At 36.0% G+C, this 23,829-nt stretch carries 21 protein-coding genes; 13 read left to right on the top strand and 8 right to left on the bottom strand.

Annotated features, from left to right (window positions below):
* Nucleotides 1-109 precede the first annotated feature (109 nt).
* The 4 genes from JML65_RS20565 to rsmG form a co-directional block, all read right to left on the bottom strand.
* The gene (locus tag JML65_RS20565; protein ID WP_047495490.1) at nt 110-2,797 is read right to left on the bottom strand and encodes a PD-(D/E)XK nuclease family protein; all 2,688 of its coding nucleotides are present in this window, start codon (nt 2,795-2,797) and stop codon (nt 110-112) included.
* Nucleotides 2,794-3,330, bottom strand: coding sequence for a DUF922 domain-containing protein (locus tag JML65_RS20560; protein ID WP_047495493.1), 537 nt, complete (start codon nt 3,328-3,330; stop codon nt 2,794-2,796). The genes JML65_RS20565 and JML65_RS20560 overlap by 4 nt, the downstream gene beginning before the upstream one ends.
* Before the next feature lie 2 nt (nt 3,331-3,332).
* Nucleotides 3,333-3,737, bottom strand: a complete 405-nt coding sequence (locus JML65_RS20555; RefSeq protein WP_047495495.1) for a hypothetical protein — start codon at nt 3,735-3,737, stop codon at nt 3,333-3,335.
* Between the two features lie 62 nt (nt 3,738-3,799).
* Nucleotides 3,800-4,435 (bottom strand): 16S rRNA (guanine(527)-N(7))-methyltransferase RsmG, encoded by a 636-nt coding sequence (rsmG, locus tag JML65_RS20550; protein WP_047495497.1) that lies wholly within the window; start codon nt 4,433-4,435, stop codon nt 3,800-3,802.
* 317 nt (nt 4,436-4,752) lie between these two features.
* On the opposite strand from rsmG, the gene JML65_RS20545 reads away from it, so the two are divergent.
* The 5 genes from JML65_RS20545 (at nt 4,753) to JML65_RS20525 (ending at nt 10,356) form a co-directional block, all read left to right on the top strand.
* Nucleotides 4,753-5,946, top strand: coding sequence for a pyridoxal phosphate-dependent aminotransferase (locus tag JML65_RS20545; RefSeq protein WP_047495500.1), 1,194 nt, complete (start codon nt 4,753-4,755; stop codon nt 5,944-5,946).
* Nucleotides 5,947-5,968: 22 nt separating this feature from the next.
* Nucleotides 5,969-8,908 (top strand): M16 family metallopeptidase, encoded by a 2,940-nt coding sequence (locus JML65_RS20540; RefSeq protein ID WP_202271923.1) that lies wholly within the window; start codon nt 5,969-5,971, stop codon nt 8,906-8,908.
* A 146-nt stretch (nt 8,909-9,054) separates the two neighbouring features.
* On the top strand, nt 9,055-9,687 hold the full coding sequence (locus tag JML65_RS20535) for a peroxiredoxin (protein ID WP_047098363.1): 633 nt from the start codon (nt 9,055-9,057) through the stop codon (nt 9,685-9,687).
* A gap of 112 nt (nt 9,688-9,799) precedes the next feature.
* On the top strand, nt 9,800-10,108 hold the full coding sequence (locus JML65_RS20530; RefSeq protein WP_047495506.1) for a thioredoxin family protein: 309 nt from the start codon (nt 9,800-9,802) through the stop codon (nt 10,106-10,108).
* Complete coding sequence (locus JML65_RS20525) at nt 10,108-10,356, top strand: DUF6952 family protein (protein ID WP_047495508.1); 249 nt, start codon at nt 10,108-10,110, stop codon at nt 10,354-10,356. The genes JML65_RS20530 and JML65_RS20525 overlap by 1 nt, the downstream gene beginning before the upstream one ends.
* Before the next feature lie 1,191 nt (nt 10,357-11,547).
* Here JML65_RS20525 and JML65_RS20520 read toward each other — a convergent pair.
* The 3 genes from JML65_RS20520 to JML65_RS20510 are packed head-to-tail and all read right to left on the bottom strand — an operon-like array spanning nt 11,548 to nt 13,800.
* Nucleotides 11,548-12,237 (bottom strand): Bax inhibitor-1 family protein, encoded by a 690-nt coding sequence (locus tag JML65_RS20520; protein WP_052188787.1) that lies wholly within the window; start codon nt 12,235-12,237, stop codon nt 11,548-11,550.
* A gap of 32 nt (nt 12,238-12,269) precedes the next feature.
* On the bottom strand, nt 12,270-12,716 hold the full coding sequence (locus JML65_RS20515) for a peptidylprolyl isomerase (protein ID WP_237390952.1): 447 nt from the start codon (nt 12,714-12,716) through the stop codon (nt 12,270-12,272).
* A 49-nt stretch (nt 12,717-12,765) separates the two neighbouring features.
* Nucleotides 12,766-13,800: an acyl-CoA reductase gene (locus JML65_RS20510; RefSeq protein ID WP_115919764.1), complete on the bottom strand. Its 1,035-nt coding sequence runs from the start codon at nt 13,798-13,800 to the stop codon at nt 12,766-12,768.
* 59 nt (nt 13,801-13,859) lie between these two features.
* Between JML65_RS20510 and JML65_RS20505 the strand changes: the two genes are divergently transcribed.
* The 8 genes from JML65_RS20505 to JML65_RS20470 all read left to right on the top strand — a co-directional run bounded on the left by JML65_RS20505 (nt 13,860) and on the right by JML65_RS20470 (nt 23,138).
* Nucleotides 13,860-14,210 (top strand): 4Fe-4S binding protein, encoded by a 351-nt coding sequence (locus JML65_RS20505; RefSeq protein ID WP_047495523.1) that lies wholly within the window; start codon nt 13,860-13,862, stop codon nt 14,208-14,210.
* Nucleotides 14,211-14,331: 121 nt separating this feature from the next.
* A complete protein-coding gene (serC, locus tag JML65_RS20500; RefSeq protein ID WP_202271921.1) occupies nt 14,332-15,396 on the top strand; it encodes a 3-phosphoserine/phosphohydroxythreonine transaminase in 1,065 nt (354 codons plus the stop codon).
* 123 nt (nt 15,397-15,519) lie between these two features.
* On the top strand, nt 15,520-16,485 hold the full coding sequence (locus JML65_RS20495) for a D-2-hydroxyacid dehydrogenase (RefSeq protein ID WP_084084044.1): 966 nt from the start codon (nt 15,520-15,522) through the stop codon (nt 16,483-16,485).
* 2 nt (nt 16,486-16,487) lie between these two features.
* Entirely contained in the window at nt 16,488-17,732 is a 1,245-nt protein-coding gene (locus JML65_RS20490; RefSeq protein ID WP_047495531.1) for a DUF1015 domain-containing protein, read from the top strand.
* Between the two features lie 54 nt (nt 17,733-17,786).
* Nucleotides 17,787-19,190 (top strand): M28 family peptidase, encoded by a 1,404-nt coding sequence (locus JML65_RS20485; protein WP_047495533.1) that lies wholly within the window; start codon nt 17,787-17,789, stop codon nt 19,188-19,190.
* A 1-nt stretch (nt 19,191) separates the two neighbouring features.
* The gene (locus JML65_RS20480; protein WP_202271919.1) at nt 19,192-20,553 is read left to right on the top strand and encodes a M28 family peptidase; all 1,362 of its coding nucleotides are present in this window, start codon (nt 19,192-19,194) and stop codon (nt 20,551-20,553) included.
* A 2-nt stretch (nt 20,554-20,555) separates the two neighbouring features.
* The gene (locus tag JML65_RS20475) at nt 20,556-21,914 is read left to right on the top strand and encodes a M20/M25/M40 family metallo-hydrolase (protein WP_202271917.1); all 1,359 of its coding nucleotides are present in this window, start codon (nt 20,556-20,558) and stop codon (nt 21,912-21,914) included.
* 345 nt (nt 21,915-22,259) lie between these two features.
* Entirely contained in the window at nt 22,260-23,138 is an 879-nt protein-coding gene (locus JML65_RS20470) for an alpha/beta fold hydrolase (RefSeq protein WP_202271915.1), read from the top strand.
* Here the strand turns inward: JML65_RS20470 and JML65_RS20465 are convergent.
* Complete coding sequence (locus JML65_RS20465) at nt 23,130-23,621, bottom strand: hypothetical protein (RefSeq protein WP_202271913.1); 492 nt, start codon at nt 23,619-23,621, stop codon at nt 23,130-23,132. The two genes, JML65_RS20470 and JML65_RS20465, sit on opposite strands and share 9 nt — an antisense overlap.
* Nucleotides 23,622-23,829: the final 208 nt, after the last annotated feature.

Raw genomic sequence — 23,829 nt, 5'->3', positions numbered from 1 at the left:
ACCGAGCCGTAAATATACAACAAAAAGCATTTTCCTTGATCTACACTCGCGTACTAAAGAATAATTTTATCAAAAAAAATCGGGTTAACAATAAAAAGAAAAAGGACTCTTAATAAGCCTTTATACTTTCCACAAAAGGAATATCCGGATTGAGAATTTCAAGAATAAGACTCTTAACAGATTTCATAGCATCATCAATATTTCCTTTTTCAAACTGTAAGGAAATGACCCCTTTTTTAGCTTCAGAAAAGCTCCAGATTCCAGTTTCTATCGGGAAACCCCAGAACTCCGGTAAATGCTGCACCACATAATGATAAATACAAAGCTGTAAAGCCTGTTTTCTTTCACTGTTATGAAAATAGCCCTCTACATTCTCACCATCAATCTTGACAATGAGATTTTTAATCTTGGCCGTTTTGTAATCGATGATTCTTAAAGTTCCATTCAGTTTATCTATCCGGTCAATGAACCCCAGGAAGGAAATTTTATCATTTCCATCAAGATAAAAATCAATATTTTCAAACCTCCTTTCTATATCGATGATCTCCAGTTTATTCCCTTGTTTTACCAGCTCAAGATCATGGCCCAGAATATTTTCAATCACTTTTTTCGCAATGGCTTTGTGAATATAGTTCATTCCCTTTTCATAGAATTCCGGCTGATGTTTAAGCTTTTCAATCGCAACATCTATATATTTATCAATCGCTTTAATTGAATTTTCTAAATCACTTTCTTTTAACACCTTACCCTTTATCTCTTCATATATTTCCTGAAGTGAATAATGCACAAGATTTCCATAATTTTTCACAGATAATTCTTCTTCAATTTCATCTGTTTCTGAAGTATTTAAAATCTTTGATAAATAAAAATCGATAGGATTATAAAGGTAGCTTGTAAGGTGGGAAGCCGATACTTTTTTCTTCCAGTTCTGAAGCCTCTCCTGAACAATTTCTGTCTTAGGAATTTCTATAGGTTTGGTTAGAATAGGTTCTGAAGAATTTTCAATAATCAGGTGTTCAATAGTATGGGAACTCTCCATTTCTATCTGCGTAATAAATCTGCTTTTTTCACCGGTATTCACTCCGGAACTCAATGCATTGTACAGCAAATGTACATTGGTAGAATCCTGAATCAGGCGGTAAAAGTGATAGGCATAAATACTGTCATTTTCCAGGAACGTATGAAGATCAAAAAACTTCCTGATATCAAAAGGAATATACGTATTCTGTGAGTTTCCAAGAGGAAGTTTTCCTTCATTAACGGAAAGCATAATGACATTCTCAAAATTCAGGAGACGAGTCTCCAGCAGTCCCATAATCTGTAGTCCTCTTAGAGGCTCACCCTGAAAATCAATACTTTCAGAATTGATATACTGATTGATCAGGATCTCCAGCGTATCCATTTTGATACTGATATTATAGGGAGTCAGCTGGTTTTTGATAATCCGGAAAGCATTTTCAAAGTGAGAAACATTTTCATATTGAATATCATCTATTTCCAGCCATTTTACCTGCTGACAAAATGTAATAAGGATATCCAGGTATGCATGGGTATTCTCTGCCTTTTGAAGCAGTCCGAAATAAGAAAGTCCGCTTAAAAGCTCCTGCAGGAGTTTTCTGGAAATATAAACAATATTCCTTTCTTCTATTTTCGCTTTAAAATCATTGATGATCTGCTCATCTTCAGCAGATTTTGGCAGTTCTTCCAAAATAGGAAAAACATCCCGGTAATAATAAGAAGATTTATTTTTCTCCAATTGTTTCTGAAGATAGAAAAGGCGTTTTACAGCATTGGAAAAAGACAGGTTTTTCAATGGAAAACCCATGGTAATATTTAAAGTCTCTATCCCGTGCATCACATCGAGACTCGCCGGAAGAAGATTTTCATCAAGCAATACTACAGCTGTATTGGAATAGGTTTTATTATTAATTTCCTTGAATATTTCCGGTAATACTTTCGTCTGCGTAACATTTCCTGAAACTTCGTATACTTTGATATTTTTAGGCTGGTTAAAATCATCTTCAATCCACTGAAAAGCACGGTTGTCATCAAACTCCTTCCATGTTTTATGGTTTCTGAGAAATTTTCCGGCTTCCTGTCTTTCATCATCAAAATAATACCGGTCAGCCTGAAAGAAACACTGGGCTTTGTTCCATTGCAACAGGCTCCTTACGAGTTTTTCTTCCACCGGTGTGAAAGCATTAAAGCCACAAAACACAAAGTGTTCTGAAGTATTTTTAGCGAAGGAGACAATTTCAGCTTTAGCCGTTTCATGAATCATCCCTGAGGTTGCCCAATTTCTTTCTTTAAGCCTTTCCTTTAACGCCGGAAGAAATATATTCATATTCTGCCAGAAATTCAGGAATTTCTTTCTGGGTACATCATCATCTTCTCCAAGATTCTGAGCCCATTCTTTAATCCTCTCCTCATCAAACATATATTCTAATACGGCCTGATCACTATCCGAAAATTTCAAAACATCATCCCAGTCTTTCTGTAAAGTAGGAAACCATTTTAAAAATTCTGAAAAATCATCATTCGGAATAAGATTCAGACTTCTGTAAACATCAAATGAAAAAAGCCAGAGAGGTATTCCCTGGATAGGCTGTTTATCTGCAATGGTATTGATCAGCTCTTCCACGGTAAAGAAATTGGGAAGAAAACCTGAGTAGTTGCTCTCCTCTAAGATCTGTCTGATAAATACAATGGGACGCTTTCCGGGCAGAATGATATTAAACGCAGAAAGGTCCTGGTTTTGTGCCAGCAGTTCGTGAATGATCTTATTGAGGAATTTCAAGGGGCTTTATAGCTTTTTAAATGTTCTAATTCTTCAGCAATGGCAGTATTATATTCTGCCTGCTTTTCTTTATTCATCCCATGACTGGTATCTTTGTCATAGGAGATCTGAAAATTTTTATAATCGTTGGATATGTCTTTATAAATTGAAGCAAACCATTTATCATAATCAGCCGAAGTATTGATTTTTTCGGCAATCATTTTTCGCATTTTTCTTACAAATAACTCTGCAATATCAAAATGTTTTTGCTCATGGACTAAGATATAATCATTAATCTTTTTCACATCCTTCCATGATTTATCTTCATTGAAAATTGTTTTGATCTCTATTTTAACAGGAGATTTAGGATTGGTAGATTTGATGACTGAATATTCCCAGCCACAATGCGTATAGGCGGCTACATCCGGATTATTTTTTCTGTTCGCTGTACTTTTAAAATTATTCCAGTCAAGTTTTTGATCTTCCTTCCAGATTATCTTTTGTCCAAATACAAGGTGTACAGCTAAAAAGAGGGATAAAACAATCAGTTTCATGCTTATTCCGCTACAATTGTTTTTGTAATCCAGTTTTTTCCGCCATTCCAGAATCTAAAAGTATAGGTTCCTTTCTGCTGCGGGCTAAACTTAATCTGATTTGTTCCTACATAGCTGCTCTGCTGGCAAGGACCACTTGTCATATATTTATAAGTAGTCACCGTTCTTTCAAGATCATCTTCATAAATATAATCATATCCATAAAAACCATCACAATGAGAAGGATAAGTAGAATACGTTTTTATGCTCTGTATGCTAAATACACTCATGGTGTCTTTCATAACCTTTACACTGTCTATTTTGATCTTAGCAATAGATTCAATAGTCTGGTAATCATCATCATTACATGAGACTACTACTAATCCCAATAATAATGTCGAAAATCCAATGTTTAAAAACGTTTTCATAACCTTCAATTTTCTGATTATCAATAAATATTTAGCAAAGTTTACTTCCCAATCATACAAATTTAGGAATTAAAATTACCTTTTGATACATAAACTACTTTTTTTGTATCAAAAAATTCTTCATCAAAATAGTTTTTAAGATTATAGATCTCAGATTTAATCCCGGCAAGCTCCTCTGCAAGGTCACCGCCTTTTAAATATAAAATTCCGTTATGCTTGGCATTCAACTGTTCTTTTTCAAATTTTCCTTTCAGCCATCTTAAAAATTCAGGCATCTGGGTTACCGCTCTGCTGACTACAAAATGGAATTTTTCTTTCAGCTTTTCCGCTCTTCCATGGATAGCCTTTACATTTTTCAAACCAACACCTTCTGCCACCGCATTAACGACACTGATTTTCTTTCCGATGGAATCTATTAAGGTAAACTCTGTCTCCGGAAACATAATGGCTAAAGGAATTCCCGGAAAACCTCCTCCGGTTCCAATATCCAATACTCTTGTTCCCGGTGCAAATTCCATCACTTTAGCAATTCCCAAAGAATGCAGGATATGCTTTTCATACAGCGATTCCATATCTTTTCTGGAAATTACATTGATCTTTTCATTCCACTCATTATAAAGTTCCTCCAATTGAGCAAACTGTTTTAGCTGGGTTTCTGTAAGATCCGGGAAATATTTTAATAGTAACGTTGTAGACATGTGAATTATTATAATCTGCAAAAATAAGATTTTATTATTTTTATTCAAACTTTAGCAGCATCTATATCAAAAAATAAAACGGCAGCACCACATTGTACAACATATCTGCTTCTTTAGGTTTTTCAATTATAAAAAAATGACACTGAAATCCTTCTTATTTTACAGATTCATTTTAAATCTTCAATTATACTCAGGAAAAACATCAGTTCAAAATATTTTACGACACTTCAAAACCTGATAAAAATCTTTAAACTAGGGCTGTTTTTATTTCCCGACAAGACCTTTTTATTATATATTTGTTAAAATTGAAAAAAAACATGGATAAACTTTCAGATAGAGTAAAAAGACTAGGATACTCACAGACTTTTGTAATGTCTAACAAAGCCAGAGAAATGAAGGCAAGCGGAATTGATGTAATTAGCTTAACTCTTGGCGAGCCGGATTTCGATGTTCCGGACAATATAAAACAGGCTGCTTTTGATGCCATTAATGAGAATTACAGTCACTACTCTCCTGTTCCCGGATTTCTGGAATTACGTGAAGCAATTGCTTATAAATTAAAAAGGGATAACCATTTAGAATATAAACCCACTCAGATTTGTGTCTCCAATGGTGCCAAGCAGGCTATCATTAATGTTTTGGCAGCTATCATCAATGACGGAGATGAAGTACTGCTTCCTGCCCCTTATTGGGTAAGCTATGATGAGATGGTAAAAATGATGGGCGGAAACTCTGTCATGCTTCCTACTTCTTATGTAACAGACTTTAAAATTACAGCAGAACAGCTGGAAGAGGCCATCACAGAAAAAACGAAAGCTGTACTTTTCAGCTCGCCATGTAATCCTTCCGGAGGATATTATACATATGACGAATTGAAATCGTTAGCAAAAGTGATCGCAAAACACCCTCAAATCACTGTTATCTCAGATGAAATCTATGAATTCATTAATTACGAGACAAAAACTACTTCTATTGCCCAGTTTCCGGAAATATATGAACAAACTGCTGTTATCAACGGAATGTCTAAAGCATTTGCAATGACAGGTTGGAGAATAGGATATTCTGCATGTCCTGAATGGCTGGCAAAAGCTTGTGAAAAAGTTCAGGGTCAAATGACCAGCGGAGCAAATACCGTGGCTCAAAGAGCTTCTATTACTGCATTAAAGGCAGATCCTTCCGAATACAAATACATGATCGATGCTTTCAAGCAGAGAAGAGATCTTATGTTTGATCTCATCAAGGAAATTCCAGGATTCAAAGTATTGCTTCCTAAAGCAGCCTTCTATTTCTTCCCGGATATCTCTCATTATATCGGAAAAACACTAAACGGAACGGAAATTAATAATTCTGATGATTTTGCCATGTTCCTTTTAGAAAATGCCCATGTAGGATGTGTAGGCGGACTTTCTTTCGGAAGCCCTGAATGTATCCGTTTTTCATATGCCGCTTCTGAAGAAGAACTTAGAGAGGCAATGAAACGAATCAAGAATTTACTGGCTCCTTTCAATTAATAACCCAATTCCAATATATCAAATGAATCTGTTCAAAAAACTGACAATTGCCACAAGTATTGCTGCCGCAAGTTTCACAGGCTATGCTTATGGGCAGGATTTCCAATGGAAAGAAGCAAAATCAAACGGCTACTCTTACAGGTATGTTACCAATGACCCTACTTCAGCCAGATATTACACGCTGAAAAACGGCTTAACGGTCATTCTGAGTCCTACCCATAAGGATCCGAGAATTCAGACTTATATTGCCACGAAAGCAGGAAGCAAGACCGATCCTGCAGACCATACCGGACTGGCACACTATCTGGAGCATATGCTTTTTAAAGGAACTGATCAGTTTGGCTCTAAAGACTGGGTTAAAGAAAAGCCTCTTTTGGATCAGATTGATGCTCTTTACGAGAAATACAATACCACAAAAGACGAAGCTAAAAGAAAAGAAATCTATAAAGAAATAGACAGGGTTTCCGGAGAAGCAGCGAAATACGCCATAGCCAATGAATACGACAAAATGCTGGCTGGCATGGGCGCTGATGGAACTAATGCCTTTACTTCTTTTGAACAGACGGTATACACAGAAGATATCCCAGCGAATGTTATTGATAAATTTCTGGCAGTACAGTCTGAAAGATTCAGACAGCCGGTATTGAGACTTTTCCATACAGAACTTGAAGCAGTTTACGAAGAGAAAAACAGATCACTTGATGATGACGGAGACAAAGTTTTTGACACCATGTTTGCCAACCTTTTCCCTAATAACAATTATGGAAAGCAGACAACAATAGGAACTATTGAACATTTAAAAAACCCATCTCTTCAGGCCATCAGAGATTATTACAATAATTATTATGTTCCCAACAATATGGGAATCATCATGTCGGGAGACTTTAATCCGGATGAAGTCATTGCAAAAATAGACAAAGCCTTCTCCTACATGAAAACCAAAACAGTTCCTGAATATAAAATCGGACAGGAAAAGCCCATTACAGCTCCTGTTGTCAAAGAAGTTGTAGGACCCAATCCTGAAAGCGTAATGCTTGGCTTCAGATTTCCGGGAGCTTCTACCAAAGATGCCAGATTGCTGAACCTTGTAGGAAATATGCTTACCAATGGCCAGGCAGGATTAATTGATCTTAATTTGGTCAAAAAACAAAAATTACTGGGCGCAGATGCTTTTCCTTATGCTTTAAAAGATTATTCTGTTCTATTGATACAGGGAAAGCCCACTGAAGGACAGTCTCTGGACGAAGTCAAAAACTTATTGCTTCAGGAAATAGACAAATTAAGAAAAGGAGAATTCTCTGATGACTTAATTCAGTCTATCGTGAACAATGAAAAGAAAAACATCATCCAGAAGGATGAAAAATATTCTTCCCGAGCAGGGATCCTGATGGATGAATTCACCTCTGATGTAGATCATAAAGCTTCATTGGAATATGTGGATGAAATTTCCCATCTGACTAAAAAGGATATTATGGATTTCTCTTCAAAGTATCTTCAAAACAATAATTATGTAGCTGTTTACAAGAAAAAAGGAGAAGATAAAAGTATTGTAAAAGTTGACAAACCCACTATTACTCCGGTTTCAGTAAACAGAGAAGATCAGTCTCCTTTCCTTAAGAAGATTGATGAGATGCCGGAAAATGCGATCTCTCCGATATGGTTGAATTATGATAAAGATATCGCCAAAAATAAACTGGGAGCTATAGATGTTCTTTCTGTAAAAAACACAGATAACGCCCTGTTCAGAATGTATTATCATTTTGATTCCGGAAAATGGAACAACAAGATACTTCCGTTGGCAGCAGAATATCTTCAGTATTTAGGAACGAAAAATAAATCTTCTGAAGCCATCAGTAAAGAGTTTTATAAGCTTGCTTCAAGTTTTGAGGTAAGTGCCGGAAACGAGGAAACTTCGGTATCTCTGGAAGGTTTAAATGAAAACTTTGACCAAACCATTGCTTTATTTGAAGACCTGATCAAAAACAGTCAGGCTGACCAGGAAGCTTTAGATGCCTATAAAGTAAGACTTAAGAAAGCCAGGGCTAATGCCAAACAGAATAAAGCAACCATCATGAGTGGGCTTAGAAGTTATGCACAGTATGGGGCACAAAATCCTTTTAATAACGTTTTAACGGATGCAGAACTTGATGCCCTGAAAGCAGAAGATCTGATCAATGTACTTCATGATTTATTCAATTTTAAGCATAAAGTACTGTATTACGGACCAAAATCAGGAAATGAAGTCGTAGCATCCCTGACTCCCGTTCACAAACTTCCGGCAACCCTGAAAGAGCTCCCTAAAACCAAAACTTTTGTTCAGATACCTACGGATAAAAACAAGGTATTGTTTGCCCATTATGACATGGTTCAGGCCGAGGTTTTCTGGATAAGAAACTCCGATCAGTACAACCCTACCATTACCCCGACTGTAAGTTTATTCAACACTTATTTTGGAGGCGGAATGGGTTCCATTGTATTCCAGACCATCAGAGAATCTAAAGCATTAGCCTACTCTACTTATTCTTATTTTGCACTTCCGGGTAAGAAAACTGATAAAGATATGATTATGGCTTACGTAGGAACTCAGGCTGATAAATTCAATGAGTCTACTACGGCAATGAATGAGCTGCTGACTACACTGCCAAAATCCGAGCAATTGTTTGAAACTGCCAAAAGCGGATTGAAAAAATCTATTGCATCAGAAAGAATTACACAGGATGGTATCATTTTTTCTTATTTAAAATCCCAAAAGCTTGGAAACAACTTTGATATGAGAAAAAATGTCTACGAACAGGCTCCCAAACTGTCTTTCACAGATATCAATACCTTTCATGATAAGGAAATGAAAAACAAAACCTACACCTACTGTCTGGTAGCTTCTCAAGATAAAGTAAATGAAGCTGCTATGCAGAAATTAGGAGAGGTAAAAAAACTTAATTTAACTGAAATATTCGGATATTAAAATATACAAAAAGTCCTGGTTTCAGGGCTTTTTTATTTAGGAATGAATCAAAAACAATTATAGATTTTATTTATCGAAAACAACTTGTTCGATAGATAAAACTTTTATATCTTTGCATTAGAAATTAAATATAAAAACAGAAAATTATGTCTTTAGTAGGAAAAAAATTCCCAAATTTAACAATCGACGCAATGTCAGAAATGGGTGACGATCTTAGAATCAACATCCTTGATGAAGCAGTAAACAACCAACAAAAAGTTCTTTTATTCTGGTACCCGAAAGATTTCACTTTCGTTTGCCCTACAGAACTTCACGCTTTCCAGGAAGCTTTAGGTGAGTTCGAAAAAAGAAACACTAAAGTAATCGGAGCATCTTGTGATACTAACGAAGTACACTTCGCTTGGTTAAACACTCCAAAAGATAACGGAGGTATCGAAGGGGTTACTTACCCACTTTTAGCTGATACTCACAGACAATTAGCAAACACGTTAGGAATTGTAGATCAGGATTTCGAATATAACGAAGAAGGAGAAGAGGTTTTCACAGGTTCTAACGTAACATACAGAGCAACTTACCTTATCGACGAAACTGGAAAAATTTTCCACGAAGCGGTAAACGATATGCCTCTAGGTAGAAACGTAAAAGAATTCTTAAGATTAATCGATGCTTATACTCACGTTCAAAAACACGGTGAAGTATGTCCTGCAAACTGGGAAGAAGGTAAAGATGCAATGAAAGCAGACAGAACTTCTACAGCAGAATACTTAGCTAAGAACTAATATAATGTGTTAATTTGAAAATGAGATAATTTGAAAATTATTTAAGAATTATCTCATTTTCTTTATCATACTTATTAACGCATTTTCAAATAACAATTTTCAATTTATTATCATGTACACAGAATTAACCGAAGATACATTACAGAATATTGTGAATGACAACGAAAAAGTAGTTGTTCAATATGGCGCAACATGGTGCGGAAACTGCAGAATCATGAAGCCGAAATTTAAAAAATTAGCATCAGAAAATGAAACTATCCCTTTCTTATATGTAGATGCTGAAAAACTTCCTGAAAGCAGAAAATTAGCAAAAGTGGACAACTTACCTACTTTCGCCATCTTTAAAAACGGTGAATTAGTCAATCAGGTTCAATCTAACCAGGCAGAAAGTTTAATTAACCTTTTTAACGAATTATCATAATGAAATTACCCGTAATCAGACAATTTTATCAGAATCAGACTCCTGAAAATCTTGAAAAAACACTGGAAGTTCTGGAAAGTTTCTGTGAATTCAGAGGAACAAGTGAAGAAGATCTTAATGTAGCCGGAGAGCTTATTACAAACATCTGTGGAGCTTTGGAAGTTCACTCTAATGTACAGAATGGAATGAGCGAAAAAGACGCTTTAAACTCTTTTGCACAAAAGGTTTTAGGATCTATCGACAAATAGTTCTTTACTTATTTACCATCAATTGGTTTAATAATTAAAAATTATAAAAACACAATATACCTGGGGCTTCCCCATTACTATATTTTTTCCCTATTCTTTAATAACTGCTTTATTTTCAACTGGAACAATACTTCAAAAACCTATCTGGTCAATATGAAGCCAGAAGTTATATCCGTATCTGTTAAAGAATATCCAATTAAAATCCCGATGAAATGTCATCAGGATTTTTTGGGTTCGCTGCTTTAAATATTCATAGAGCTCATCTGTAACCCAACCACTTTCTTTGACTTACATGTATATAAACACTAATAACACAAATATTTTTCCACAAATACCACAAATACAAACTGCATTAATAGTGTCATCTGTGAAAGTATCAGTGTGATTTGTGGTTAAAAAATTGGCTAAATACATCTGTCCTATATCACATAAACTTCATCAGATTAATTTCAATTAATCCCTCATTTGCAACCTTATTTATCAAGCTTCTAATTTTTTCTTTGCGTTAAAAAAATATTACTTTACTATTTAAAGACAAGAGGAATTATAAAACGGTTACATAAACATCTGCCAAATCAGCACAATCTGCGAGAGAAAATTTTAAACAAGTTTAGGCTAAAGCCAATGGATACAATCTAAAAAGCAAGCGGGCTAAAGCCCACTCCTATTGAATTTCAAATCTCACTTTGACTTACATTTAAGCAAACACTAATAACACAAATATTTTTGCACGAATACCACAAGTACAAACTGCATTAATAGTGTCATCTGTGAAAATACCAGTGTGATTTGTGGTTAAAAAAATAGCTCAATACACCCATTCTATTATACTACATAAGCTTCATCAGATTAATTTCAATTAATCAATCCTTTGCAACCTTATTTATCAAGCTTCTAATTTTTTCTTTGCGTTAAAAAAATATTACTTTACTATTTAAGGACAAGAGGAATTATAAAACGGTTACATAAACATCTGCCAAATCAGCTCAATCTGCGAGAGAAAAATTTTAAACAAGTTTAGGCTAAAGCCAATGGATACAATCTAAAATACAAGCGGGCTAAAGCCCACTCCTATTGAATTTCAAATTTTATCTATGAAACCATTAATTTTGACAGAAATAAAAAATCCTGATGAAAATATCACCAGGATTATATGTATAAACGACAAGCACAGGGCATATCATTATTGAATTAGTTTCTCTTACTCATTAAGATGCTTAAGATATACCAAAACAGAAGCATGATAGATGCAAAAAGCTGTAAAGCAGCTCCTACATACTGATCGGTTCCGTATGAATCTTTTAATTTACTGGTTTGGTATAAAATTGTTGCTGAAGCCAAAATAGTCATTCCCACTGAAAACCATAAGCCTAAGTTGAAACCGAATAACATTCCGCCAACAATCAATCCAATTGAAATAAATCCTCCGATAACGATAATATTTCTTAAGAAAGAAAAATCTCTCTTAGAAGTAAATGCCACAGCAGAAATACCGGCAAACATAGCAATAGTTAGAGTAGCTGCCTGAAAGATCACGTTGGCTCCTCCTGCCATATTCGTAGCAATATAAAGCATTGGCATAAAGATTACCGCCTCCAGCAGGACATAAAATCCTAAACCAAGATATTGGGTAGACTTACTTTGTGAAAGTGACCATTTAGAAGCTAAAATAGAAGCCAGCCAGAAAACACCGATGATCAATAACCAGGTATATCTTTGTCCAAACATCATGGCAATAATTTCTACCGGCACTGTCTTCAACAAAATGGTTTCCACTCCAATAAATGCAAGAATTGATAAAGCAACATGCAAATAGGTTTTTTTGTAAAAATCAGCTCTATCCACTTCCGAAGAATGAGCGACTAAAACATTTGTCTTCATAGTTAACATTTTTTAATTAATCGAAAATAAATTTATTTATCTTTTTTTCCGGGCATAATTCCCAGAATTTTTCCATCCTCCTCAAATACGGCACTCACCACTTCTTTTGAAGAAGAATCTCCTGCATATTTGTATTTAATATTAGGATGATTAGCACCGTCCATTGTTACGTAATACCCTACTTTTGAGACTTCAAGTTTTTTGTTAGGATCTATACCTTCTTTTACTTTTTTAAGAATATCATCCGTCACAATTTCTTTTACTTTATCAGAAAGCAGGCCGTCAATAGTCTTATGGTCAGAGGCTTGTAAAGCCCCCATAAACTTCAGAAAATTATCATTATAGAGACTTACTTTCTCCTTACTTATAGTAGCAGGCTGTTCTTTCTTTTGATTGTTCTCAACCTCCAGTCCTACAACTTTTTGGGCGAATACCAGTTGGCCTCCAATGATGGCAAGTCCTAAAAATAATTTTTTCATATGATCCATTTTATTATTTTGGTGCAATAAGTGATGGAAGATACGAAAATCAGACCATTTCCAAAAATTTCATCGTATCTACGTTATCGGCATAGGTATCAAGACCAGGATTCTGAGCATCTCCGAAGTGAATAGAGTCTAATCCCAATTCGTCTTTAGCGACTATACACTGAATATTTTCTTCATTTTCAGCTATAAAATCCTTGACATCATCCAGTGAAGTATATCTACTGAAATTGATCACAGAAAGCGGACTAAACAGTTTGTCATCCTCTTTCAACATGACAAAATTATTGTCCCAGAATTTATCCTGATTAAGCAGGTATACTGCTCTGTTATAATCATAATTATTGGCGTATTTATGATGATTGATAATATCCTGGAAGCCTATGAAACTTTCAAATAATCTATCGATTACATAGTCCTGTGGGATAAAAATTCGGGTTACATTCCTGCATCCCAGGCCAAAATACTGAAAAATATCGTTGGCTAAAAGCTGTAATTCTTCTTCTGTTTCATCACCTTTCAAAACAGCAACTGATGTTCTGTTTTTACGGATAATACTTAAATGATTTTTAAAATAATATTCCAGATATCTCGCAGTATTATTACTTCCGGTAGCAATTACCGCATCAAAATTCTCTAATCTTTCTACGAATTCAAACTGAACCTGATCTCCGGAAAACTCTTTCCATTTTTTGAGCAGGAACGGAATCATATATTTATCTTTTGAAGACAGCTTAATGACCGGAATATGATTGCTCAAAACCACAGAAACCACATCATGAAATCCTACTAAAGGAATATTTCCGGCTAAAATTAACCCTACTCTCTTGGAAATTTTCGAGATAGAATAGTTTTTCAGCCAACCGTTAATACTTTCTGCTGTCAGTAAATCTGCCCACTGTTGTAAAGCAAATTTCTGATTCTCAAGGGTAAACCATTGATTCTCTATTTTTGTTTTTTGTAATAATAATTCAATATCTACATCATCCTGATTGTAGTCTTCCGTTTTTTTCGACAAAAACGCCTTTATATAATCACTTAATTCAATAAGTCCTAAAACTTGATTTTCGGTATTCATAATTACTGTAAAATTGGGGAATATTTTGTAATTTTGTGCAAATTTAAAAAAAATTAGCGATGGCTATTAAAATAACTGATGAATGCATTAACTGTGGGGCTTGTGAACCTGAATGCCCGAACAATGCAATATATGAAGGAGCTGTAGACTGGAAAGCTTCTGATGGTACTGCCCTGAATGGGACAATTACATTGCCATCAGGACTTACTGTAGATGCTGACGCGGCACAGGAACCTGTAAGTGATGATGTATATTTCATTGTAACAGATAAATGTACGGAGTGTAAAGGCTTCCATGAAGAACCACAGTGTGCGGCTGTATGCCCGGTAGACTGTTGTGTTCCTGATGAAGATCATGTAGAATCTGAGGAAGCACTTCTTAATAAAAAAGCATTTTTACACGGCGAATAAAAAATTCCGTCTCATCATCTGTGAGGCGGTTTTTTTAACGATAAATTCAAAATCTAGTAAAAAAGAAAAAAATAAATCGCAGGGAAGCCAGCTCCCTGTTACAACCAAAAAGTAAAAAAATATGAACAAAAAGCACAACTTCAGCGCAGGACCATGCATTTTACCTCAGGAAGTATTTGAAAAATCAGCCCAGGCTATTTTAGATTTTAATGGTATTGGATTATCACTTCTTGAAATATCACACAGAAGCAAGGATTTCGTAGCCGTAATGGACGAAGCACGTGCTATTGTAAAAAGGTTGATGAATCTTGGTGATGACTATGAAGTACTTTATTTGGGTAGTGGTGCCAGCATGCAGTTTGCAATGGTTCCTTATAACCTTATGAAAGTAGGTGGCAAAGCAGCTTATCTGGATACAGGTACGTGGGCTGCAGGAGCGATCAAAGAAGCAAAAAAATTAGGAACTGTAGATGTTGTAGGTTCTTCAAAAGAGGAAAATTATTCTTTCGTTCCTAAAAATTATACGGTAGGTTCAGATTATGATTATTTTCACTGTACCTCCAACAATACAATCTATGGAACTCAAATGAAATCTTTCCCTGAGGTAGATACACTGATGGTTTGTGATATGAGTTCTGATATTTTCTCAAGACAGCTTGATTTCTCAAAGTTTGACTTAATCTATGCCGGAGCTCAGAAAAATATGGGACCTGCAGGAGTTACTTTAGTAGTTATAAAAAAAGAAATTCTAGGTAAAACAGGAAGAGAGAATATGTTGTCTATGCTGGATTATTCTCAGCATATCAGCAAAGAATCTATGTACAATACTCCACCTGTATTCCCTATCTATGCATCTTTACTGACTCTTCAACATCTTGAAAATAACGGGGGAATTGCTGCTGCAGAACAAAGAAATGAAGCAAAAGCAAAACTTTTATACGATGAAATTGATAGCAATCCTTTGTTTAAAACATTCTGTGTAGAAGAAGACCGTTCATTAATGAATGTTTCTTTCAACATTACGGATGAAAGCAAAAAAGAAGAATTTGATAACGCATGGAAAGCTGCCGGTATCAGTGGACTTAACGGACACAGAAGCTTAGGCGGATACAGAGCAAGCTTGTACAATGCTTTGACTATTGAAAGCGTACAGGTTTTAGTGGACGTCATGAAATCTATCAAATAATTTAAACCTTAAAAATTCAAAGATTGAAAGATTGAGAAGCAGTTAATTTAAATTTATTAATTTGCACCTCAGTTTTAAAATTTTGAAATATTTAAATTTTTCAATCTTTAAATCAAATAACACATGAAAGTTTTAGCAAACGATGGAATTTCAAAATCAGGAGAACAGGCTTTAAAAGAAGCCGGAATTGAGATTCTGGACAATAGAGTCGCCCAAGATCACGTTATTAAATTTATCAATGATAATAATGTAGATGTTCTTTTGGTAAGAAGTGCAACAAAAGTAAAACAAGAACTGATTGATGCATGCCCCGGTCTTCAGATTATAGGAAGAGGTGGGATTGGGATGGATAATATTGATGTGGACTATGCTAAAAGCAAAGGAATTAAGATTATCAATACGCCTACAGCATCTTCAAAGTCTGTAGCGGAACTGGTTTTCGGACACTTTTTTTCATTGGCGAGATTTCTTCATGAATCAAACAGGCTGATGCCTTTAGAAGGAGATACTCACTTTAATGCCATGAAAAAGTCATTCAGTAATGCTTATGAACTTTCAGGAAAGACATTAGGAGTTATTGGCTTTGGAAGTATTGGCCAGGAAGTGGTAAAAATAGGAATTGCCTTAGGCATGAAGGTTCGGGTTCTTACAAAAAGTCCGAGAACGGAAGTTCTTACCCTGAATTTTTTTGATGGCCAGGCTGTTCATTTTGAAATCACTTCTACCAATGATATGGATGCATTCCTTAAAGATGCAGACTTTATCAGCATCAATACTCCAAAAACAAATGAGTATATTATAGATACCCCTCAGTTTGAAAAAATGAAAGACGGTGTTTATATTGTAAATACAGCAAGAGGCGGAGTTATCAATGAAGTGACATTAATAGACTTCATTGAGTCAGGCAAAGTAGCAGGAGCGGCACTGGATGTTTTTGAAAATGAGCCTAGCCCGGAACTGCCTTTATTAATGAACCCTTCATTATCCCTGTCTCCTCATGTAGGAGGTAATACAGTGGATGCGCAAGAGAAAATCGGAGTCGAACTTGCGGAACAAATTATTAAGTTACAAAAAGAAACTATAAGATAAATATGCCTGTTTTTAAACCTTTCCGTGGAATAAGACCTCATAAAGACTTGGAGAGTACTTTCCCTACACACCCACTGGATAATTTCACCCAGGAAGAGATAGCAGAGAAGGCTCAAGTTGAAAATACTTACATTAATATGATTAAACCCTATGTTGTAAGTAAATCCAAAGATATTGACCGGAATCTAAGGAAGATCCGTTCTACATTTGAAGAACTTCTGGACGAAAAAAAATTGGTCCAGGACAGTTCAGCCTACTATCTTTATGAGCAAATCTACCCCAATAAACAGGTTTTCAGAGGACTTTTGGGACTGGCCAGCATTGAAGATTTCTGGAATGGAAAAATCAAAAGACATGAAAGTACCATTCCTCAGAAAAAAGAAAAACTGGCACACTATCTTGAAAAAGTAAGCCTGCAGGCAGAACCTGTACTGCTTACCTACCCTGCCAACTCTAAAATTGAGCTGTTGATGAATCATGAGGAAAAAAATGTTCCTATTTTTAATCATACAGATAACCTGGGGATAAGACATAAAATCTGGAGAATAGATAACCGTTTGAAACTTCAGCAGTTCAAAGAAGTAATCGATCAGATTGATTCATTTTATATTGCCGACGGACACCATAGAATTGGTTCTACAGCCATCAATGCAAAACGTCACAAAGAGAAAAATAAAAGACACAACGGAACCGAGCTTTACAATTTTGTATACAGCTTCATCGTTTCAAATCAATCTATTAAAATTCATGATTACAACAGGATTTTACATGATATGAACGGTCTTTCCAATGAACAGTTTTTAAAGGAACTTGAGACTTATTTCCTTATTCATGAAAAAGGAGAAGCATCTTATTTCCCTTCTCAGAAATTCCATATTTCAATGTATCTGGGTGGGAAATTTTATTCACTTCATGTAAAACACGATCTGCGTTCCAAAGAAATGTCTCTGGACAACCTTGATCACCATCTTTTGGATAAGTATATTTTCAAAGATATCCTGAAAATTGAAGATCCTGATAGCTCAGATAAAATATCTTATGTAAAAGGTACTTCTAACCTGAACGGAATCAACATCCTAAAAGAAAAGGTGGACAGTGGTGAGGGCATAGTAGGCTTCGGAATTTATCCTGTAAGTTTTAATGATATGATTAAAATTTCAGACTTAAAATTAAGTATGCCTCCGAAATGTACATTCATTGAACCCAAATTGGTTACAGCTTTATTAATGTACGACATGAAACCTTAATAAATTCCTATTTTTTCCCTACTTTTAACATCGGAAAAGAAAGGTAAATAAAAAATGAAAAAAATATTCATCATACTTCCACTCTTTTTGAGTGGATTTTTATTTTCTCAGAAAAAGCCGCAAAAACATCCGGCAAAAAAAGGCACAGTAGCCAAATTCAATTATCATGATGAATTTAAAAAGATATCAGACGAAATCTTAACCAACGGTGAAGCTTATTCTAATCTTGGAGAGCTTACAAAAGGCATCGGACCGCGCTTCAGTGCCACTCCGGGATATGCAAAAGCATCCGAATGGGCTGAAAAAAAGCTGAAAGACGCCGGTATACAAAATATATGGAAGCAGGATGTAAAAGTTCCTGTCTGGATCAGAGGTAAAGAGTCTCTGCAAATAAAATCAGGAAACGGAGAATGGAAAAATATCAGAATGCTCTCCTTTGGAAATTCTGAAGGAACAGGGGGAAAAGATCTTACGGCAGAACTTTTACTGGTGAATGACATGACAGAACTGAACGCTTTAACTTCTGCTCAATTAAAAGATAAAATCATTTTTGTCAATTCTCCTTTAGACCAGAAAGTAGTTAATACCGTTGACGCTTATCTTATCACTGCCAAATCTAAATTGCTCTCAGCCTCTGTTATTGGCAAAAGAGGGGCTAAAGGTTTAATTATACGCTCACTCACTACAGCTTCAGATGATACACCTCATGCTAAAATGATTTATTATGAACCGGACGACAGGGTGAGAATCCCTGCAATAACCATTGGTGTAAAATCAGCTGATGAACTTGAAAAATTACTAAAAAAACAAAAAGTAACCGCCAAGCTGAACCTATCTGCCGAAACAAAAGGAGAAGCTGTTAACCAGAATATCATTGGTGAAATTCCTGGAAATAAAGATGGGAAAGTGATTGTTTTGGGAGCGCAGCTTGATTCATGGGACTTTGCAGAAGGGGCCCATGATGACGGATCCGGAGTTGTACAGTGCATTGAGGTTTTAAGAACGCTTAAAGCGCTTGGTTTCACCAATAATCATACGATAAGAGTCGTATTGTACGCCAATAGTGAAAACGGCGGCCAGGGCCGGGATATGTATGCTTCGTATGTAAAAAAGAAAGATGAGAAACATATTTTCGCTTTAGGAACAGATTCCGGAGGCTATTCTCCAAGAGGATTCTCATTAGATATGCCTCCTCAGAGAAGAAGACAGATCTTTGAATGGAAAAATTATTTCCTTCCCTACGGAATTTATGATTTTGATCAAACGTATGCAATACAGGATATTGCCCCTTTAAAAAAACTGGACATTCCTCTGGCAGAGCTGGTAGTGGACACACAGCGCTATTTTGATTACCACCATTCTGTAGAAGATACTTTCGACAAAGTAAATAAAAGAGAACTTCTTCTGGGAGCTGTTGCTATGACTCAACTTATTTTCATGATTGATAAAAACTGGTAACATGAAAAAAATTATAAATCTATCAGTACTGATTCTCGGGGTGGCTTTTGTATCCGGCCAAACCAAAGAGGATTCTATACAGTTTAACAGGATTTCCACAGAAATCCTGAATAATGGAAAAGGCTACAATGAATTAAAAGAGCTCACCAAAAATATTGGTAACCGGTTGAGCGGTTCTCAAGCTTATGAAGAATCTGTAAAATGGGCGGCGCAGAAACTTAAAGATGCCGGAGCTGATAAAGTCTGGCTTCAGGAAGTGATGATTCCTGTCTGGGAAAGAGGTAAGGAATCCTTACACATCAAAACTTCAAATGGAAGCTGGAAAAGCCTTAAAATGCTTTCTTTGGGCAACTCTGAAGGGACAGGAGGAAAAGATGTTTCAGGAGAAATCATCATGGTGAAATCATTGGAAGAATATGACAGGTTACCGGCTGAAAAAGTTAAAGATAAAATTGTTTTCTTTAATTACCCCTTCAATCAGGGACATGTACAAACCTTTATTGCCTATCGGGAAGCTGGAGCTTACAGAAGGACAGCAGCTTCTTTAACGGCTAAAAAAGGAGGAAAATTTGCTGTTATACGCTCTCTTTCTTCCGCTTTCGATGATGTTCCACACACCGGAAATATGCGTTATGATGATAATGTGTCTAAAGTTCCCGCAGTGACGATTGGAAACACCAGCGCAGACGAACTGGAAGCTTTATTAAAAAATCAAAAGGTAACGGCAAAACTTAATTCCAACTGTGGGATGAGAGGTGAGAAACTCTCCCACTCTGTTATTGGTGAAATTACAGGCAAAAAAGATCAAAACGTTATTGTTGTTGGCGGCCATCTGGATTCGTGGGATGTAGGAGAAGGAGCTCATGATGACGGAGCAGGAATCGTTCAGAGTATAGAAGTCTTAAGAACCTTCAAAAAACTGGGAATACAAAATAACCATACCATCAGAGCCGTTTGTTTCGCCAATGAAGAAAATGGGACAAAAGGAGGCAAGCAATATGGAAAAACAGCTAAAGATCACAACGAAAAACATCTTTTCGCCATTGAATCTGATGCAGGAGGTTATGCTCCACGAGGTATTTCGTTAGAAATGGACAACACGAAAAGAGACCAGATCAAAAGCTGGGTAAACCTCTTCTTGCCCTATGGAGTTTACAATTTCGAGGGAAAATATTCAGGGTCAGATATTGCTCCACTCCATGAAATGGGTGTTCCCACTGCAGAATTAGTTCCTGACCCCCAACGTTATTTCGATATCCATCACACTTCAGAAGATACTTTTGAAAAAGTAAACCGCAGAGAACTTCTTCTCGGCTCCAGTGTGATGACACAACTTATTTATATGATTGATAAAAATTGGTAATCATGAAAAAGATATTAGGTACAACATTATTACTTTTGGGAGTAGCTGTTTTGGGCCAAACCAAAGAAGATTCCGTACAGTTTAACAGGATTTCTACTGAAATCTTAAACAATGGAAAAGGCTATAACGAATTGAGGGAACTCACCAAAAATATTGGCCATCGTTTAAGCGGTTCCGAAGCTTATGAAAAGTCCGTAAAATGGGCAGCGCAGAAACTTAAAGATGCCGGAGCCGATAAAGTCTGGCTTCAGGAAGTGATGATTCCGGTCTGGGAAAGAGGCAAGGAATCCTTGCACATCAAAACAGCAAACGGCAGCTGGAAAAATCTTAAAATGCTTTCTTTAGGAAATTCTGAAGGGACAGGAGGAAAAGATATTGCAGGAGAGATCATCATGGTAAAATCCATTGAAGAATATAATGCATTGCCTGCTGAGAAAGTAAAGGATAAGATTGTTTTCTTCAACTACCCTTTCAGTCAGTCATTTATAGAAACATTCAAAGGATATAGTGATGCTGCCAAATATCGGGTAACTGCTGCGGCATTAACTGCTAAAAAAGGGGGGAAATTCGCTATTATACGTTCTCTTTCTTCAGCTTTCGATGATGTTCCCCATACCGGAGCAATGCGTTATGAAGATAATGTATCCAAAGTACCCGCTGTAGCTGTTGGAAATACAACCGCAGATGAGCTGGAAAATCTGCTGAAAAACCAGAAGATCACCGCCAAACTTAATTCCAACTGTGGGATGAAAGGTGAGAAACTCTCCCACTCTGTCATTGGTGAAATTACGGGTAAAAAAGACCAAAGTGTTATTGTTGTTGGCGGACACCTGGATTCTTGGGATGTAGGTGAAGGAGCACATGATGACGGAGCCGGAATTGTTCAGAGTATAGAAGTCTTGAGAACCTTCAAAAAACTGGGAATACAAAACAACCATACCATCAGAGTTGTATGTTTCGCCAATGAAGAAAACGGCGTAAAAGGAGGTGTTCAGTATGGTAAAGCGGTAAAAGAAAACAATGAAAAACATCTTTTCGCTATTGAATCTGATGCCGGCGGTTTTGCCCCGAGAGGTATTGCCCTGGATATGGATGATACCAAAAGAAATCAAATCAAGGGCTGGTCAAAACTCTTCCTTCCATATGGAGTCTATAACTTTAACGAAAGATTCTCAGGAACAGATTTATACCCACTTCACGATATGGGAATCCCAGCTGCTGAGCTGATGCCCGATTCACAAAGATATTTCGATATCCATCACACCGAAGAAGATACCTTTGAAAAGGTAAACCGCAGAGAGCTTCTGCTAGGCGCTGCAGCAATGACACAGATGATCTACATGATTGATAAAAACTGGTAATCCCCGTTTGTATCTTAAAAAATTAACATCAAAAGAGTTCATAGAAACCTTGAAAAATTCGGGGTTTTATGAACTCTTTAATTTATCATCAATCGAAAAGGGCTTTAGCCCCTTTATCTTATAAAAATTCATCTAATGGCTGTCGCCAAAACATAATTCACATTCGATGCTTGCAAAGATTCGGAGGTTGTACAATACATCTGCCGGAGACTATAACTGATCAAATTTCATTTTAGTCTTCAATGGATCCGGATATTTTAAATCAGATTTTGTTTCTGAATTGCTATTTTGACCATATTAAATAGCTATATTACACCATCTTACATTAGAATAATAGAATATGGTATGGAAATAAGTAGATTCAAATCAGAAAAAATACATCAGAAATTTCTTACATTTTATGATGAAACCATGAAGAAACTTCCTGTACCACAGGAGATCTTCGATATCGATACTACCTATGGAACAGTAAGGGTCTATCGGTTTGGAAACCGGGGAGGAATACCTATTCTGCTTTTTCCGGGAAGAGCAGCTTCAACACCCATGTGGGAACCCAATATGGCAGGACTGCTCAAGACTTATGATGTTTATTCTATGGATCTTCTGGGTGAACCCGGTATGAGTACCCAAACAAAACCTATTAAAGATAATGAACAACAGGCTGTCTGGGTAGAAGACGTCTTGAGGGAACTACAACTAACAAAGGTCCATCTGGTGGGTGTTTCTTTTGGCGGCTGGTCCGCAGTAAATTATGCCGTCCATTATCAAAAATATATTGCATCCATTATCTTGTTGGATCCCGCACTGGTTTTTGCTCCATTTTCTCTGAAAATCATTCTGTTTTCACTGATTACTATTCTTCCTTTTGTTCCTGAATCCTGGCGCAAAAAATCAATGAGCTGGATTTCTGGAGGAGCTCAGGTCGATCCGCAAGATTCTACCGCTCGCCTTATTTCGATTGGATTAAAAGATTTTCTGATCAAAACACCACCTCCTAAACAGTTTACTACTGAACAGTTAAACTCTATTCAAGCACCAATACTGGTCATTTTTGCAGGCAAAAGTATTGTACACGATTCAGCTAAAGCCTTAGCCTATGCAAAAAAACTTTCGAACCCTATTGAAGCTGAAATTTGGCCGGCAGCTTCACATGCAATCAATGGAGAGTTTCCAAATGAAATTAATGAGCGGATTGGTACATTTCTTTCAGGAATTTCATTTTAATCTCAATTTGTATAGAAAAACGCTCCAGATATGCCTTAATCTTCCTGCTGCTTCCCAGTTAACATCATATTGTACACCACTTTTCCCAAAGAATGGTAATGAAAATTTGGCATGAAACATTGGTGGGTTATTCTTAATTTTAGTATAATAATCAGTTTCAAAATTTGACTTCCTATAGTATTGTATTTCTATGATTGTCTCTTTTTTTAATGCCTTGAAAACATACAAATTGACATCATAAAGGTCGTCATATTCATTATTTAAAACCTGTATTGCGGCATCTAATGTAAGTGGTATTTTTAAACTATTAAGTTTATTTCTATGAATTCTCTGTTCAGAAGAATTACTTCCCTTAAATTCATTAAAATCTGACAGAATAAAAATAATATTGGGAGAAATTTTATTCCAACAATGTATTTCTACCAATCGTAGCAGATTATCAAGAGAATGTTGAATATTATTTTTTAAATTATTTTGATACATTTTCTTTCAATTTCTATTTTCCTCATAAGAATTCTCTGCCATAGTGGAAAAATCTAAAACGTTACTAAGCCTCTTAGAAGTTCGGGAGAATATTTAATTTTCTCACTACCATAAAATTCATACATAAAAATACATCATAATTCAACAATTATTCTCATCACTTCTCCTAAATTACCAATCAGAACAATTTGATTTTTTATATTGAAAT

It is taken from the genome of Chryseobacterium sp. KMC2 (assembly GCF_016756935.1).
In the GTDB taxonomy this organism is placed as follows: Bacteria; Bacteroidota; Bacteroidia; order Flavobacteriales; family Weeksellaceae; genus Chryseobacterium; species Chryseobacterium rhizosphaerae.
This window is presented reverse-complemented; position numbering and strand designations above follow the sequence as displayed.

Bases quoted from the DNA above. Each gene is read 5' to 3' on its own strand.
- JML65_RS20560 (WP_047495493.1), bottom strand. From the start codon at position 3,330: ATGAAACTGATTGTTTTATCCCTCTTTTTAGCTGTACACCTTGTATTT.
- JML65_RS20555 (WP_047495495.1), bottom strand. From the start codon at position 3,737: ATGAAAACGTTTTTAAACATTGGATTTTCGACATTATTATTGGGATTA.
- rsmG (WP_047495497.1), bottom strand. From the start codon at position 4,435: ATGTCTACAACGTTACTATTAAAATATTTCCCGGATCTTACAGAAACC.
- JML65_RS20545 (WP_047495500.1), top strand. From the start codon at position 4,753: ATGGATAAACTTTCAGATAGAGTAAAAAGACTAGGATACTCACAGACT.
- JML65_RS20540 (WP_202271923.1), top strand. From the start codon at position 5,969: ATGAATCTGTTCAAAAAACTGACAATTGCCACAAGTATTGCTGCCGCA.
- JML65_RS20535 (WP_047098363.1), top strand. From the start codon at position 9,055: ATGTCTTTAGTAGGAAAAAAATTCCCAAATTTAACAATCGACGCAATG.
- JML65_RS20530 (WP_047495506.1), top strand. From the start codon at position 9,800: ATGTACACAGAATTAACCGAAGATACATTACAGAATATTGTGAATGAC.
- JML65_RS20525 (WP_047495508.1), top strand. From the start codon at position 10,108: ATGAAATTACCCGTAATCAGACAATTTTATCAGAATCAGACTCCTGAA.
- JML65_RS20520 (WP_052188787.1), bottom strand. From the start codon at position 12,237: ATGAAGACAAATGTTTTAGTCGCTCATTCTTCGGAAGTGGATAGAGCT.
- JML65_RS20515 (WP_237390952.1), bottom strand. From the start codon at position 12,716: ATGAAAAAATTATTTTTAGGACTTGCCATCATTGGAGGCCAACTGGTA.
- JML65_RS20510 (WP_115919764.1), bottom strand. From the start codon at position 13,800: ATGAATACCGAAAATCAAGTTTTAGGACTTATTGAATTAAGTGATTAT.
- JML65_RS20505 (WP_047495523.1), top strand. From the start codon at position 13,860: ATGGCTATTAAAATAACTGATGAATGCATTAACTGTGGGGCTTGTGAA.
- serC (WP_202271921.1), top strand. From the start codon at position 14,332: ATGAACAAAAAGCACAACTTCAGCGCAGGACCATGCATTTTACCTCAG.
- JML65_RS20495 (WP_084084044.1), top strand. From the start codon at position 15,520: ATGAAAGTTTTAGCAAACGATGGAATTTCAAAATCAGGAGAACAGGCT.
- JML65_RS20490 (WP_047495531.1), top strand. From the start codon at position 16,488: ATGCCTGTTTTTAAACCTTTCCGTGGAATAAGACCTCATAAAGACTTG.
- JML65_RS20485 (WP_047495533.1), top strand. From the start codon at position 17,787: ATGAAAAAAATATTCATCATACTTCCACTCTTTTTGAGTGGATTTTTA.
- JML65_RS20480 (WP_202271919.1), top strand. From the start codon at position 19,192: ATGAAAAAAATTATAAATCTATCAGTACTGATTCTCGGGGTGGCTTTT.
- JML65_RS20475 (WP_202271917.1), top strand. From the start codon at position 20,556: ATGAAAAAGATATTAGGTACAACATTATTACTTTTGGGAGTAGCTGTT.
- JML65_RS20470 (WP_202271915.1), top strand. From the start codon at position 22,260: ATGGAAATAAGTAGATTCAAATCAGAAAAAATACATCAGAAATTTCTT.
- JML65_RS20465 (WP_202271913.1), bottom strand. From the start codon at position 23,621: ATGTATCAAAATAATTTAAAAAATAATATTCAACATTCTCTTGATAAT.